This window comes from Actinacidiphila epipremni (assembly GCF_012034175.1).
Taxonomy (GTDB): domain Bacteria; phylum Actinomycetota; class Actinomycetes; order Streptomycetales; family Streptomycetaceae; genus Actinacidiphila; species Actinacidiphila epipremni.
Genome location: NZ_JAATEJ010000006.1, coordinates 83,249 through 96,356, shown reverse-complemented (window position 1 = coordinate 96,356; position 13,108 = coordinate 83,249). Strand labels below are relative to the sequence as shown.

Annotated in this window: 11 protein-coding genes; 3 read left to right on the top strand and 8 right to left on the bottom strand. The window is 74.2% G+C overall.

The features are described 5' to 3' along the window. Positions 1 to 18: 18 nt before the first annotated feature. Entirely contained in the window at positions 19 to 813 is a 795-nt protein-coding gene (locus tag HCN08_RS10400) for a metal-dependent hydrolase (RefSeq protein ID WP_167982682.1), read from the bottom strand. Between the two features lie 136 nt (positions 814 to 949). On the opposite strand from HCN08_RS10400, the gene HCN08_RS10395 reads away from it, so the two are divergent. Beyond that, positions 950 to 3,463: a DEAD/DEAH box helicase gene (locus HCN08_RS10395; RefSeq protein WP_167982681.1), complete on the top strand. Its 2,514-nt coding sequence runs from the start codon at positions 950 to 952 to the stop codon at positions 3,461 to 3,463. Positions 3,464 to 3,553: 90 nt separating this feature from the next. On the opposite strand, the gene HCN08_RS10390 is transcribed toward HCN08_RS10395, so the two are convergent. From HCN08_RS10390 to HCN08_RS10380, 3 genes are all read right to left on the bottom strand, one after another. Beyond that, complete coding sequence (locus HCN08_RS10390; RefSeq protein ID WP_167982680.1) at positions 3,554 to 4,783, bottom strand: DUF6397 family protein; 1,230 nt, start codon at positions 4,781 to 4,783, stop codon at positions 3,554 to 3,556. A 180-nt stretch (positions 4,784 to 4,963) separates the two neighbouring features. Further along, entirely contained in the window at positions 4,964 to 5,365 is a 402-nt protein-coding gene (locus tag HCN08_RS10385) for a roadblock/LC7 domain-containing protein (RefSeq protein WP_167982679.1), read from the bottom strand. Positions 5,366 to 5,483: 118 nt separating this feature from the next. Then, positions 5,484 to 5,819, bottom strand: a complete 336-nt coding sequence (locus tag HCN08_RS10380) for a YnfA family protein (protein WP_167982678.1) — start codon at positions 5,817 to 5,819, stop codon at positions 5,484 to 5,486. 171 nt (positions 5,820 to 5,990) lie between these two features. On the opposite strand from HCN08_RS10380, the gene HCN08_RS10375 reads away from it, so the two are divergent. Further along, positions 5,991 to 6,848, top strand: coding sequence for a hypothetical protein (locus HCN08_RS10375; RefSeq protein WP_167982677.1), 858 nt, complete (start codon positions 5,991 to 5,993; stop codon positions 6,846 to 6,848). Between the two features lie 25 nt (positions 6,849 to 6,873). On the opposite strand, the gene HCN08_RS10370 is transcribed toward HCN08_RS10375, so the two are convergent. The 4 genes from HCN08_RS10370 to HCN08_RS10355 form a co-directional block, all read right to left on the bottom strand. Continuing rightward, positions 6,874 to 8,262 carry an FAD-dependent oxidoreductase gene (locus HCN08_RS10370; RefSeq protein ID WP_167982676.1) on the bottom strand — a complete coding sequence of 463 codons (1,389 nt, stop codon included), beginning with the start codon at positions 8,260 to 8,262 and terminating at the stop codon, positions 6,874 to 6,876. A gap of 149 nt (positions 8,263 to 8,411) precedes the next feature. After that, positions 8,412 to 8,975: an NADAR family protein gene (locus HCN08_RS10365; RefSeq protein ID WP_167982675.1), complete on the bottom strand. Its 564-nt coding sequence runs from the start codon at positions 8,973 to 8,975 to the stop codon at positions 8,412 to 8,414. Positions 8,976 to 9,059: 84 nt separating this feature from the next. Continuing rightward, entirely contained in the window at positions 9,060 to 9,242 is a 183-nt protein-coding gene (locus tag HCN08_RS10360) for a hypothetical protein (protein ID WP_167982674.1), read from the bottom strand. A gap of 139 nt (positions 9,243 to 9,381) precedes the next feature. Continuing rightward, positions 9,382 to 11,751, bottom strand: coding sequence for a Tex family protein (locus HCN08_RS10355; RefSeq protein WP_167982861.1), 2,370 nt, complete (start codon positions 11,749 to 11,751; stop codon positions 9,382 to 9,384). A 291-nt stretch (positions 11,752 to 12,042) separates the two neighbouring features. Between HCN08_RS10355 and HCN08_RS10350 the strand changes: the two genes are divergently transcribed. Continuing rightward, positions 12,043 to 13,086: an acyl-CoA desaturase gene (locus HCN08_RS10350; protein WP_167982673.1), complete on the top strand. Its 1,044-nt coding sequence runs from the start codon at positions 12,043 to 12,045 to the stop codon at positions 13,084 to 13,086. Positions 13,087 to 13,108 lie beyond the last annotated feature (22 nt).

Below are 13,108 nucleotides of genomic sequence, written 5' to 3'. Positions count from 1 at the left end.
GCCGCCGGCCGGCGGCGGTCAGCCGATGAGGCCCAGGGCGCCGATGGCGCAGCCGCCGCCGACCACGAAGAAGACCGGGGTGAGGACCTTGATCTCCACCCAACTCCCGGCCCGGAAGCGCATGAACTTCGGCGGGCCCACCGGATACCAGCGGCGCCGTCCGAGCGGGATCGGCCACAGCACCGGGCAGCCGGAGACGGTCAGCGCGTCGCCGATGCAGTGCACGAGCGAGCCCAGCACGATCGGCAGGCCGATCCACAGATAGTGCTGGCCGGGCTGGGTGAACAGCCAGTCCTTGCCGTTGCCCGGGTCGTCCAGCACGTCGGCGAGCATCCAGGCGCTGGTCGCGCCGAGCAGCCAGACCAGCACATCGCTGGAGACCCTGGCCTGCCGCCACAGCAGGCCCTCGACGGCCAGCACCATGTGGATGAACAGGATCACCAGCACCGCCCAGCGCCCGCCGTAGACCGCCGCGGCCGAGAACCCGGCGCCGATCAGCACCGCCCACAGCCAGGTGTGGGTCAGGGTGCGGTGGCCGCCGGCCCGGCGCGGGTCGCCCGCCTTGCGGGTCGCCTTGTACGTGGCGTGCGCGATCCCGTCGACGATCTTGCACAGCGCCCGGGAGAACGGCCCGAAGGCCCGTGAGATGGTCGCCGCCTGGTGGTCCAGGTCGGGTGCGAGGGCCGCGCCCGCGCAGATCAGTGCGCCGACCAGCACGGTCGGCCAGGGCATCGGGTGGTCGAGGCCCGCCGCGATCGCACCGACGGCCAACCAGGCCGCCGCCCCCGACAGTGAATGCGCAGGTCCCATCATCTGGCTGCTCCGTCCCCCTGGAACTGCCGCCCGCAGGCGGAGTTGACGCTTGGTATGACGGCACACCATATCGCCGGCGATCTTCGGCTTCGCCTCCGGTTCCGCCTGTGACGGCTGGGGCAGGCAAGATGGTGTGGTGACCCTTATCGATCAGATGCCGACCGACACCGATCCCGACGCGCTCTTCGAGGCGTTCTCGACGTGGGCGCAGGAGCAGGGCATCACGCTCTACCCGGCCCAGGAGGAGGCCCTGATCGAGGTCGTCTCGGGCGCGAACGTGATTCTTTCCACCCCCACCGGCTCGGGAAAGAGCCTGGTCGCAGCGGGTGCGCACTTCGCCGCGCTGGCCCGCGACGAGGTCACCTTCTACACCGCGCCCATCAAGGCGCTGGTGTCGGAGAAGTTCTTCGACCTGTGCAAGCTCTTCGGCACCGAGAACGTCGGCATGCTCACCGGCGACGCCTCGGTGAACCCCGACGCGCCGGTCATCTGCTGCACCGCGGAGGTGCTGGCCTCGATCGCGCTGCGCGACGGGCGGGACGCGGACGTCGGCCAGGTGGTCATGGACGAATTCCACTTCTACGCCGAGCCCGACCGCGGCTGGGCCTGGCAGATCCCGCTGCTGGAGCTGCCGCAGGCGCAGTTCCTGCTGATGTCGGCGACGCTCGGCGACGTGTCCCGGTTCGAGGAGGACCTGACCCGCAGGACCGGGCGGCCCACCGCGGTGGTGCGCTCGGCGACCCGGCCGGTGCCGCTGAGCTACGAATACCGCACCACGGCGCTCACCGAGACGCTGACCGAACTGCTGGAGACCCGTCAGTCCCCCGTCTACATCGTGCACTTCACCCAGGCCGCGGCCGTGGAGCGGGCGCAGGCGCTGATGAGCATCAACATGTGCTCGCGGACGGAGAAGGACGCCATCGCCGAGCTGATCGGCAACTTCCGCTTCACCACCGCCTTCGGCCGCAACCTCTCGCGCTTCGTCCGGCACGGCATCGGGGTGCACCACGCCGGCATGCTGCCGAAGTACCGCCGGCTGGTGGAGAAGCTCGCGCAAGCCGGGCTGCTGAAGGTGATCTGCGGGACCGACACGCTCGGCGTGGGCGTGAACGTGCCGATCCGCACGGTGCTCTTCACCGCCCTGACCAAATACGACGGCCAGCGGGTGCGGGTGCTGCGGGCCCGGGAGTTCCACCAGATCGCCGGCCGCGCCGGGCGGGCCGGCTTCGACACCGCGGGCTTCGTGGTGGCGCAGGCGCCCGAGCATGTCATCGAGAACGAGAAGGCGCTGGCCAAGGCGGGCGACGACCCGAAGAAGCGCCGCAAGGTGGTGCGCAAGAAGGCGCCCGAGGGATTCGTCAACTGGTCGCAGAACACCTTCGAGAAGCTGATCGCCTCCGACCCCGAGCCGCTGACCTCGCGTTTCCGGGTCACCCACGCGATGCTGCTGTCGGTGATCGCCCGGCCGGGCAACGCCTTCGAGGCGATGCGCCGGCTGCTGGAGGACAACCACGAGGACCGCCGCTCCCAGCTGCGGCACATCCGCCGGGCCATCGCCATCTACCGCTCGCTGCTGGACGGCGGGGTGGTGGAGCGGCTGCCCGAGCCGGACGCGGAGGGCAGGATCATCCGCCTCACCGTCGACCTGCAGCAGGACTTCGCGCTGAACCAGCCGCTGTCGACCTTCGCGCTGGCCGCCTACGAGCTGCTCGACCCGGACTCCCCCTCCTACGCGCTGGACATGGTCTCGGTCGTGGAGTCCACCCTCGACGACCCGCGGCAGATCCTGGCCGCCCAGCAGAACAAGGCCCGGGGCGACGCGGTGGCCGCGATGAAGGCGGACGGCGTGGAGTACGAGGAGCGCATGGAGCGCCTGCAGGACGTGTCGTACCCCAAGCCGCTGGAGGAGCTCTTGCTGCACGCCTACGGCGTCTACCGCAAGAGCCATCCGTGGGTCGGTGATCATCCGGTCTCCCCCAAATCCGTGGTGCGCGACATGTACGAGCGCGCGATGACGTTTTCCGAGTTCACCTCGTACTACGAGCTGGCCAGGACCGAGGGCATCGTGCTGCGCTACCTCGCGAGCGCCTACAAGGCCCTCGACCACACCGTGCCGGACGACCTGAAGTCCGAGGACTTCCAGGACCTCACCGCCTGGCTCGGCGAGCTGGTGCGGCAGGTGGACTCCAGCCTGCTGGACGAGTGGGAGCAGCTGGCCAACCCCGAGGTCGAGACCGCGGAGGAGGCCGCCGAGCGCGCCGACCAGGTCAAGCCGGTCACGACGAACGGCCGGGCCTTCCGGGTGCTGGTACGCAACGCCCTCTTCCGCCGCGTGGAGCTGGCCGCGCTGGAGAAGTACGAGGAGCTGGGCGCGCTGGACGCGGAGTCCGGCTGGGACGCCGACGCCTGGGCGGACGCGATGGACGCGTACTGGGACGAGTACGACGACCTCGGCACCGGCCCCGACGCCCGGGGGCCGAAGCTGCTGATGATCGAGGAGGAGCCGCAGCACGGCCTCTGGCGCGTCCGGCAGACCTTCGCCGACCCCAACGGCGACCACGGCTGGGGCATTTCGGCCGAGGTCGACCTCGCCGCCTCCGACGAGGAGGGCCGCGCGGTCATCAGGATCACCGACGTCGGCGAGCTCTGACCTGCACGCCGCCCCGCCGGCCCGGCGGTCGCACCGGCCGGCAGCCTCGCACCGGCCCGCCGCCTCGCACCGCGCCCGGCCCCGGCGGCCTCACCCGCCCTCCGCCGGTCGCCGGCCGAGCAGCCGCAGCAGGCTCCGGCGGGGCCGCTCGGCCAGGGCCCCGACCGCCGCGGACAGCAGCGGGGCCGGCGCAAGGGGCGGCGCAGCCGCCTTCACCGGCGCTCCCCCGTCCGGCAGGAGCACCGGTACCGGCAGCTCGGCGTCCTGCGCGGGCGGTGGCGGCGGCCCTGGCACCGGAACGGGCGGGCTCTCGTGTGTGCGGGCGCGGTGGAGGGCGTCGGCGAGGGCGAGCAGGGCGAGGCTGATCTCGTCCGGGTGGTCGGCCACGGTCAGCCGTCTGATGAGTGCCGCGTCGGCCAGCGGACCCGGGCGGCCGTAGGGGAGCACCGTCCGCAGGGTGCGCAGCCGCGAGCGTTCGTGCGGGTCGGGCACCACGCTGTCGGTAACCTCGGGGCCGAGCAGGGCGGCCCAGGCCGCGGCCTCCTCCCAGGGACCGGCGGCGTCCCGCACCACCTGGGCGACCCGGCGCGAGCGCCAGCCGCGCGCCCGCCGGTCGTCGCCCTCCGCCTCGGCCGCGCGCACGGCGTCCGGGAGCCGGCCGGCCAGCAGCGCCGGGCTGCCGGCGGCGAGCTCCTTGATCTCGCCGGCGAGATAGAGCCAGACCAGGGCCCGGTAGCGGTTGACGTACCAGCGCACCGGGCGGACGCAGCCGGCCTTCGTCAGCCGCAGCATCCGGTCGCGGCCGATGCCCAGCAGCTCCGCCGCCGCCGTGGTGTCGACCAGCTCGATCCGGGAGAGCAGGGCCGCCTTGCCGCCGGGTGCGTCCAGCACCCGGGCGATCTCGGCGGCGGGCACGCGCGGCCGGTCCGCGCCGCCGGCCGTGACGGTGCTGATCTCGCCGAGCTGCAGCGCCAGCTCGAACTCGGCGTAGGTCAGGTCCAGTTCCTCACGCGCGCGGTTGAGGGTGAGCGGCGGCGGCGCGCCCGGTGGCAGCCCGGCCCGCGGCCCCGACGACTTCAGCGCCGCCCTCCTGCGCGCCGCCGGCCGGCCCGGCGGACTGGCCGTCGCAGCCGCCGCCCCGGTGGCGACCGGCTCCGCGGCCGGTACGGTCGCCGCCGCTGCCGTACGGGCCTTCGGTCCCTTCCGGTCCGCCGGGCGGTTCCTCGGTGCCTTCCGGGCCTGCGCGCCCCTGCGCGCGGCCGTGGCCCGCGCCGCTTCCGCCGTCCCGGCGTCTCCCGCGGGCGTCCTGGTCGTCGCCATCGTCATCACTCCCTGTCGCGATCAATCACTGACAGTGATGACTCTAGCCGCTCCCACGAACACCCGTTCCCGCCCCTGTGGATAACTCCCGTCCGCGCAGCTCAGCCCGCACGCGGGCCGCCACGAGACCACCCGGGGCCGCACCGGCTCCCGGCACCCGGCACCCGGCACCCGGCTGCGTCAGTACGGCGAACCGGACTGGCGGGCCGCGACCCCCAGGTGCTCGCCGACCCGGTGCACCAGCAGCGTCATCTCGTACGCCACCCGCCCGACGTCCGCCTCCATGCCGCTGAGCACCGACAGGCAACTGCCGTCGCCCGCGGCCGTCACGAACAGGTAGCCCTCGTCGAACTCGACCATCGTCTGCCGGACCCCGCCCGTGCCGAACTGGCGGCCCGCGCCGCGCGCGAGGCTGTGGAAGCCGGAGGAGACCGCGGCGAGATGCTCGGCGGTCGGCCGGTCGAGGCTGCCGCTGGCGCCGGTGACCAGCCCGTCGTTGGAAAGGACGAGGGCGTGCTGCACATGCGGCACCCGCTGTGTCAGATCGTCGAGCAGCCACGCAAGCTTGTTGCTCACCGTCATCGCCCCTGCCTCCCGTCTCCCCTGCCGTAGAGCCTGTCGCGCCGGGCGCGCTTCGGCAACCCCGCCTCGGCGCGCCGCGGGGCCCGAAAGGCCCGGCGGGGCCGGGGAACGGCGGGTTTCAGCCGCCGCGCGGCGCGTACATGATGACGCCCACTCCGACCAGGCAGATCACCGCTCCGGCGAGGTCGAAGCGATCCGGGCGGTAACCGTCGGCGACCACGCCCCACAGCAGCGAGCCGGCCACGAACACCCCGCCGTACGCGGCCAGGATGCGGCCGAACTCGGCGTCGGGCTGGAGGGTCGCGACAAAACCGTAGAGGCCCAGGGCCACGACACCGGCGCCCATCCACACCAGGCCCCGGTGCTCGCGCACGCCCTGCCAGATCAGCCAGGCGCCGCCGATCTCCAGCACGGCGGCGAGCACGAAGAGCGCGACGGAACGCAGGGTGATCATCGCCCCATGATGCATGGCCGGTATCGGCGGAATACGGGCGGGGGCCCCGATACCGCGCCCCGGCCCGGCCGCCCGCGCCCCGGCCGGCAGCCGGCGACCGCCGCGACCTCTCGACGCGGCGGTTACCGGCTGGTTAAGGTGCGCGCACCGGAACGAGAGGGAGGGCGGCCCATGACCGCGGCCGAGCATGAGGAGAACGCCGGGGACGACGACGCGCTGTTCGTGCTGACGGCGGCGATGCTGACACCCGAGCGATTCCCCGGTGTGCTCGGCGACGACTACCCGGCCGCCTGCGCGCGGCTGGAGCTCGATCCGCTGCCGGACGGCTACGGGATGATGTTCGGGCAGGACGGCCGCGGGGCGCGCTGGACGGTCGTGACGACCGACACCGCCATGGTCGCCTGCGCGCTCGCCGCGTGGGACTGCGGTCTGGAGTACGACCTCTCCCCCGGTGAGGACACCCTCGCCGCGTCGCTGCCGGGCTGGCCGCTGCCGGTCGCGGTGTCGGTGCCCGGTATCCCGGCCCCGCACGACCCCGCCGACGAGGAGGCGGGCGCCCCGCTGACGCCGCCGGACGTGTCGGTGTGGGGCCCGCCGCAGCGCCGGCTCGGCGCCGACGAGATCGCCGTGCGCTGGCACGAGTGGCGCGGCCGGCTGCCCGCCTCGGCGGCCCCGGAGCCGCAGCAGGAGACGCACGCGGAAGCGGAGCCCGGCGCGCCCGAGGCGGCGGCTCCCGAGGCGGAGACCGGGGATGCCGGCCCCCGCCCCCTCTCCCATCCCGGTGTGCGCCGGGCGCTCGCCGAGGCCCAGGGCTATGTGCGCACTCCCCCGCCGCCCGGCCGGGTCCGCACCACGGCGGGCACGCTGCGGGCGGACGGCCCCGGCTGGAGCCTGGTCGCCAGGACCGACGACATCGCTTTCGTCCTGCTGGACGAGGCACCCGGCGAGGTGCTGCCGGTCGGCCGCGGCCCGTCGCTGCCGCCGCTGCTCGAAGCCCTCGGCAGGCTGGCCGCCGCCGCCCCGTCCTGACCCGACCCGACCCGCGCCGCCGGGCTCAGCCGGCCGCGAGATCCGCGGCCACCGCGTCCGCGGCCTTGCGGGCGGCCACCAGCACCGGGTCCCACACCGGGGAGAAGGGCGGGGCGTAGCCGAGGTCCAGGGCCGTGATCTGCTCGACGGTCATGCCGGCGGTCAGTGCGACCGCCCCGACGTCGACACGCTTGGCCGCCCCGTCGCCGCCGACGATCTGCAGGCCGAGCAGCCGCCCGGTGCGGCGCTCGGCGAGCACCTTGACGGTCATCGGGGCGGCGCCCGGGTAGTAGCCGGCGCGGCTGGTGGACTCGATGACGGCGGTCACGAACTGCAGCCCGGCAGCGCGCGCCTGGGACTCCTTCAGCCCGGTGCGGGCGATCTCGACGTCGCACACCTTGCTGACGGCGGTGCCGACGACGCCGGGGAAGGTGGCGTATCCGCCGCCGATGTTGATGCCGATGACCCGTCCGTGCTTGTTGGCGTGCGTGCCGAGCGCGATGTGCTGGAACTCGCCGGAGACGAGGTTGAGCACCTCGACGCAGTCGCCGCCCGCCCAGATCCGCTCGCTGCCGCGCACCCGCATGGCCTGGTCGGTGAGCAGCCCGCCGTGTGCGCCGAGCGGCAGCCCGGCCGCGGCGGCGAGCCCGGTCTGCGGGCGCACGCCGAGGCCCAGTACGACCACGTCCGCCCGGTGTTCGGCCGTGTCGGTGGCGACGGCGCGGACCCTGCCGTCCGCGCCGGTGAGGACCGCGCGGACCGGGGCGCCGGAGACCACCCGCACGCCCAGCCCTTCGAGGGCCGCGCGCACCAGCCGGCCCATGTCCGGGTCGAGGGTGGTCATCGGCTGCGGGTTGCGGTCGATGAGCGTGACCTCCAGGCCGCGCCGCAGCATCGCCTCGGCCATCTCGACGCCGATGTAGCCGCCGCCCACGACCACCGCCCGCCGCGCCCCGGGGCGTTCCAGGCCGCGCAGTACGGCCTCGCCGTCGTCGAGGGTCTGGACGCCGTGGACGCCAGGCGCGTCGATGCCCGGTACCGGCGGGCGCACCGGCTCGGCGCCGGTGGCCAGGACGAGGTGGTCGTAGCCGGTCCACTCCTCGTGCCCGGCGGCGTCACGGCTGCGGACCCGGCCGCGCTCCGGGTCGATCTCGACGACCTCGGTGCCGAGCCGCAGGTCGATATGGCGCTCCCGGTGCTCCTGCGCGGTCCTGGCCACGAGGGCGCCGGGACCGGCCGCGTCACCGGCGATCCAGTACGGGATGCCGCACGCGGAGTACGAGGTGTGCCGGCCCCGTTCGAAGGCGACGATCTCCAGCTCGGACGGTCCCTTGCGGCGGCGCGCCTGGGACGCGGCGGACATCCCGGCGGCGTCGCCCCCGACGACCACCAGACGCTCGGTAGGCGCTGTCATCTTCCCCGACCACCCTTCACGGCCACCGCCGCCCGGTCCTCCGCGGTCCGGCCGGGACCCGGGCCGGAGGGGTACGCCCCCGGGCCGGAGGGGTACGTTCCCGGGCCGGACGAGTACGCCGGGCGCCGGGCGGGCGCGGGACAGGGCGGTCAGGCCAGGGCGTCGCGTGCGTCCATCAGAGCGAAGCCCAGCAGATTCAGCCCCGGCCAGCGTGCCGGATCGGCGGCCCGCTCGTCCCCCGCGGCCAGCCCGATGCCCCAGATCCGGTCCAGGGGGCTCGCCTCGACCAGGACCCGGCCCTCCGTGGCCAGCAGATACTCGCGCAGCTCGGGATGCGCGCCGAACTTGTGCCTGCTGCCGGCGACGACCAGCCGGTAGCGCTCACGCCGCCACGTCTGCTCGTCGAAGCCCCGTACGGCCCGGCCCGCGGCCTTGGCCGCGCCGGGTCCGCCGGCCGCGAGGACCCGGCGCTCGGCTTCGGCGTCGCCGAAGAGCCGCGCCTTGCCGGCCATCATCCAGTGCTCGGCGGTGGCGTACGTGACGCCGTCGACGGTGAAGGGCGCGGGCCACCACTGGCTGAGGCAGCCGGGCCCGACACTGCCGTCGCGGCGCGGGTGGTGGCCCCAGAAGTGCAGGTACTTCACCCGGGCGCCGGTCGCGGCGTACGCGACCAGCGCCTCGACGGACCGCACCGGGGCGGGCGGACGGGACATCGGCACGGGACCCTCCGGCAAGGGGACGGCTGCCCTGCCCGGACGGGCGGGACGGCCGGTCACCCTACCGAGCGGCCGGGAAGGTCAGCGACCTATTTGCCGGCGGGTGACGCGGCGCAGCCGGCGGCGCTGCGAGGAGTCCAGCGTCAGGTAGGCCGCCGCCGGGATGCCGATGATGATCAGGAAGAAAAGCCACAGCGGGATGAAGGCGAGCAGGATCAGCCCGACCACCACGCCGCCGATCGCGACCTTCGTACCGTTCGACATAACCCCGCCTCCGTTCACGGCGCCCGGCGGCCGGACGCCGCTCACCGACATGCTTGCCGCCTACTGACGACAACGCAATGCGGGCCGTCCTGGTTCCCGCCGGTCCTCCGGGATCGGGACGGCCCGCGGCCGGTCCTCGTCAGCGCCCTCCGGTGAGCCCCGCGCGGCGCAGCGCGTCGGCCATCGCGCCGCCCGGCTGCTGCGGCGGGGGCCCGCCGCGCCGGCCGCCGCCCTGGCCCTGGCGCCCGCCCTGGCCCTGCCTGCCGCCCTGCCGCGGCGCGGACCCGCGGCGCTCGCCGCCTGCCCCACCGCCGGCGCCGGCACCCGCGGCCTTGGGCTCGTCGTCGAGCCGCAGCGTCAGCGAGATGCGCTTGCGCGGCAGGTCGACGTCCAGCACCTTGACCCGGACGATGTCGCCGGGCTTGACGACCTCGCGCGGGTCGGAGACGTACTCGTGGGAGAGCGCCGAGACGTGCACCAGCCCGTCCTGGTGGACACCGACGTCGACGAACGCGCCGAAGGCCGCCACGTTGGTGACGACGCCCTCCAGCAGCATCCCCGGCCGCAGGTCCTTCATCTCCTCCACGCCCTCCTTGAAGGCCGCGGTCTTGAACGCCGGACGCGGGTCGCGGCCGGGCTTCTCCAGCTCGGCGAGGATGTCGGTGACGGTCGGCAGGCCGAAGGAGTCGTCGACGAAGTCCTGGGGCCGCAGCCGCCGCAGCACGGTGCCGTTGCCGATCAGCTCGGCGATGCCGGTGCCGGCGCTCTGGCCGATCCTGCGCACCACCGGGTACGCCTCGGGGTGCACGGCGGAGGCGTCCAGCGGGTCGTCGCCGCCGAGGATGCGCAGGAAGCCCGCGCACTGCTCGTACGCCTTCGGGCCGAGCCGCGCGACGTTCTTGAGGTCCTTGCGGGTGCGGAAGGGGCCGTTGGTGTCGCGGTGGTCGACGATGTTGGCGGCCAGGCCCTCGGTGATGCCGGAGACGCGGCGCAGCAGCGGCACGGACGCGGTGTTGACGTCCACGCCGACGCCGTTGACGCAGTCCTCGACGACCGCGTCGAGGGAGCGGGAGAGCTTCACCTCGGACAGGTCGTGCTGGTACTGGCCGACGCCGATGGAGCGCGGGTCGATCTTGACCAGCTCCGCGAGCGGGTCCTGCAGGCGCCGGGCGATGGACACCGCGCCGCGCAGCGACACGTCCAGGCCCGGCAGCTCGGCGGAGGCGTAGGCGGACGCGGAGTAGACCGAGGCGCCGGCCTCGGAGACCACGGCCTTGGTGAGGTGCAGCTCGGGGTGCTGCTTGATGAGGTCGGCGGCGAGCCGGTCGGTCTCGCGGGAGGCGGTGCCGTTGCCGATGGCGATCAGGTCGACCCGGTGGGCGGCGGCGAGCCGGGCGAGGGTGGCCAGGGAGTCGTCCCAGCGGTTGCGCGGGGCGTGCGGGTAGATGGTGTCGGTGGCCACGACCTTGCCGGTGCCGTCGACGACCGCGACCTTGACGCCGGTGCGCAGGCCCGGGTCCAGGCCCATGGTGGCGCGGGTGCCGGCCGGCGCGGCCAGCAGCAGGTCGCGCAGGTTCGCGGCGAAGACCCGTACGGCCTCGTCCTCGGCCTCCTGGCGCAGCCGGACGCGCAGGTCGATGCCGAGCCGGACCAGGACGCGGGTGCGCCAGGCCCAGCGGACGGTGTCGAGCAGCCAGCGGTCGGCGGGCCGGCCGCGGTCGGCGATGCCGAACTGCTGGGCGATGCGCCGCTCGTAGCTGGTGGGGCCCTCGGCCGGCTCCTCGGGCTCCAGGGTGAGGTCGAGGACCTCCTCCTTCTCGCCGCGCAGCATCGCCAGGACGCGGTGGGAGGGCAGCTTGGTGAAGGGCTCGGCGAAGTCGAAGTAGTCGGCGAACTTCGCGCCCGCCTCCTCCCTGCCCTCGCGGACCTTCGCGACGAGCCTGCCGCGGCTCCACATGCGGGTGCGCAGTTCGCCGACGAGGTCGGCGTCCTCGGAGAAGCGCTCGGTGAGGATGGCGCGGGCGCCCTCCAGGGCCGCCGCCGGGTCGGCGACGCCCTTGTCGGCGTCGACGTAGGGCGCGGCGGTGGTGTGCGGGTCCAGGCCCGGGTCGGCCAGCAGCGCCTCGGCGAGCGGCTCCAGGCCCGCCTCGCGGGCGATCTGCGCCTTGGTGCGCCGCTTGGGCTTGTAGGGCAGGTAGATGTCCTCCAGGCGGGCCTTGGAGTCCGCCGCCATGATCTGCGCCTTCAGCGCGTCGTCGAGCTTGCCCTGCGCCTCGATGGACTCCAGTACGGCGGCGCGCCGCTCGTCCAGCTCGCGCAGATAGCGCAGCCGTTCCTCCAGCGTGCGCAACTGCTCGTCGTCGAGGGTGCCGGTGGCCTCCTTGCGGTAGCGCGCGATGAACGGCACGGTCGCCCCGCCGTCGAGCAGGTCGACGGCCGCCCGCACCTGACCTTCGCGTACGCCCAGCTCCTCGGCGATCCTGCGTTCGACCGAAACGTTGCCGCTGATGATGGCGCTCCCTCAGACCTGGCCAAGACACCTGCCGCTTGGCGGTTGCCCAGCATCGTAGACGCCGCCGGGCCGCGGCATGCGGCAAGGCGCCGCGGGCGGGCGCGCGTCACCGGGGGCCGGCGCGGCGGCCGGCGGGCCCGGTGGGGATATCCCCCCGTCCGCGGGGGGACTGGCACCCCGGCAGGCCGGGTGATGGCGCCATGGTCCGCGGCGGGCGGTGGTTCGTAGCGTCGCAGTACGGCCCGCCCGGGCCGTAGGCCAGACACCGCCCGTCACCGAGGAGCGCCCATGGCGACCGTCCTGACCACCGTCGAACCCTCCGAGCGGGCACCGGGAGGAGAGGCGAGCGAGTTCACGCCGCTGCTGCGCATAGTGCGCCGGTCGGGGCTGCTGCGGCGGCGCCGAGGGCACTACGTGGTGTCGATCGCGGTGAACCTGCTGGCGCTGGCGGCGGTGTGGGCGGCGGTCGTCGCGGTCGGCGGCGGCGGGTCGTGGTGGGTGCTGGCGCTGGCGCTTCCGGCGGCGGTGCTCTCCGCCCGCAGCGGCTTCGTCGGGCACGACGCCGGGCACCAGCAGATAGCGGCGAGTCGCCGCACGAACCGTGTCATCGCCCTTTTCCACGGCAATCTGCTGCTGGGCATGGGCGCCGGCTGGTGGACGGACAAGCACAACCGGCACCACGCCAACCCCAACCATGTGGGCAAGGACCCGGACGTGGAGGTCGGCGCGCTGGTGTGGACGCGGGCGCAGGCCGTCGAACGGCAGGGCTTCGCGCGGTTCCTGACCAAGCACCAGGCGCGGCTGTTCTTCCCGATGCTGCTGCTGGAGGGGCTGGCGCTGAAGGTGGCCAGCTTCCAGGACCTGCGGCGGCTGGACCGCCGGGGGCGGCTGGTGGAGGGCTCGCTGCTGACGGCGCATGTGATCGGGTATGCGGCACTGCTGCTGACGGCGCTGCCGCTGCCGCAGGCGGTGGCTTTCGCCGCGCTGCACCACGCGCTGTTCGGCCTGCACCTGGGGTGCGCGTTCGCGCCCAACCACAAGGGCATGGAGATGCCGGAGGAGGGCGCCCGCTGGGGGCATTTGCGCCGCCAGGTGCTGACCTCGCGCAATGTGCGGGGCAATCCGGTGGTGGACTTCCTGCTGGGCGGGCTGAACTACCAGATAGAGCACCACCTCTTCCCGAGCATGCCGCGCCCCCATCTGCGCCGGGCGCGCCCGCTGGTGAGGGCACATTGCGCCCGGGTCGGCGTGCCGTACACCGAGACCGGCCTGCTGGACTCCTATGCGCAGGCGCTCGGCCATATGCACGCGGTGGGCGCGCCGCTGCGCTGACCGGACCGGCTCGCCGCGGCCG

Bases quoted from the DNA above. Each gene is read 5' to 3' on its own strand.
- HCN08_RS10400 (WP_167982682.1), bottom strand. From the start codon at position 813: ATGATGGGACCTGCGCATTCACTGTCGGGGGCGGCGGCCTGGTTGGCC.
- HCN08_RS10390 (WP_167982680.1), bottom strand. From the start codon at position 4,783: ATGGCGACGACCAGGACGCCCGCGGGAGACGCCGGGACGGCGGAAGCG.
- HCN08_RS10385 (WP_167982679.1), bottom strand. From the start codon at position 5,365: ATGACGGTGAGCAACAAGCTTGCGTGGCTGCTCGACGATCTGACACAG.
- HCN08_RS10380 (WP_167982678.1), bottom strand. From the start codon at position 5,819: ATGATCACCCTGCGTTCCGTCGCGCTCTTCGTGCTCGCCGCCGTGCTG.
- HCN08_RS10375 (WP_167982677.1), top strand. From the start codon at position 5,991: ATGACCGCGGCCGAGCATGAGGAGAACGCCGGGGACGACGACGCGCTG.
- HCN08_RS10370 (WP_167982676.1), bottom strand. From the start codon at position 8,262: ATGACAGCGCCTACCGAGCGTCTGGTGGTCGTCGGGGGCGACGCCGCC.
- HCN08_RS10365 (WP_167982675.1), bottom strand. From the start codon at position 8,975: ATGTCCCGTCCGCCCGCCCCGGTGCGGTCCGTCGAGGCGCTGGTCGCG.
- HCN08_RS10360 (WP_167982674.1), bottom strand. From the start codon at position 9,242: ATGTCGAACGGTACGAAGGTCGCGATCGGCGGCGTGGTGGTCGGGCTG.
- HCN08_RS10350 (WP_167982673.1), top strand. From the start codon at position 12,043: ATGGCGACCGTCCTGACCACCGTCGAACCCTCCGAGCGGGCACCGGGA.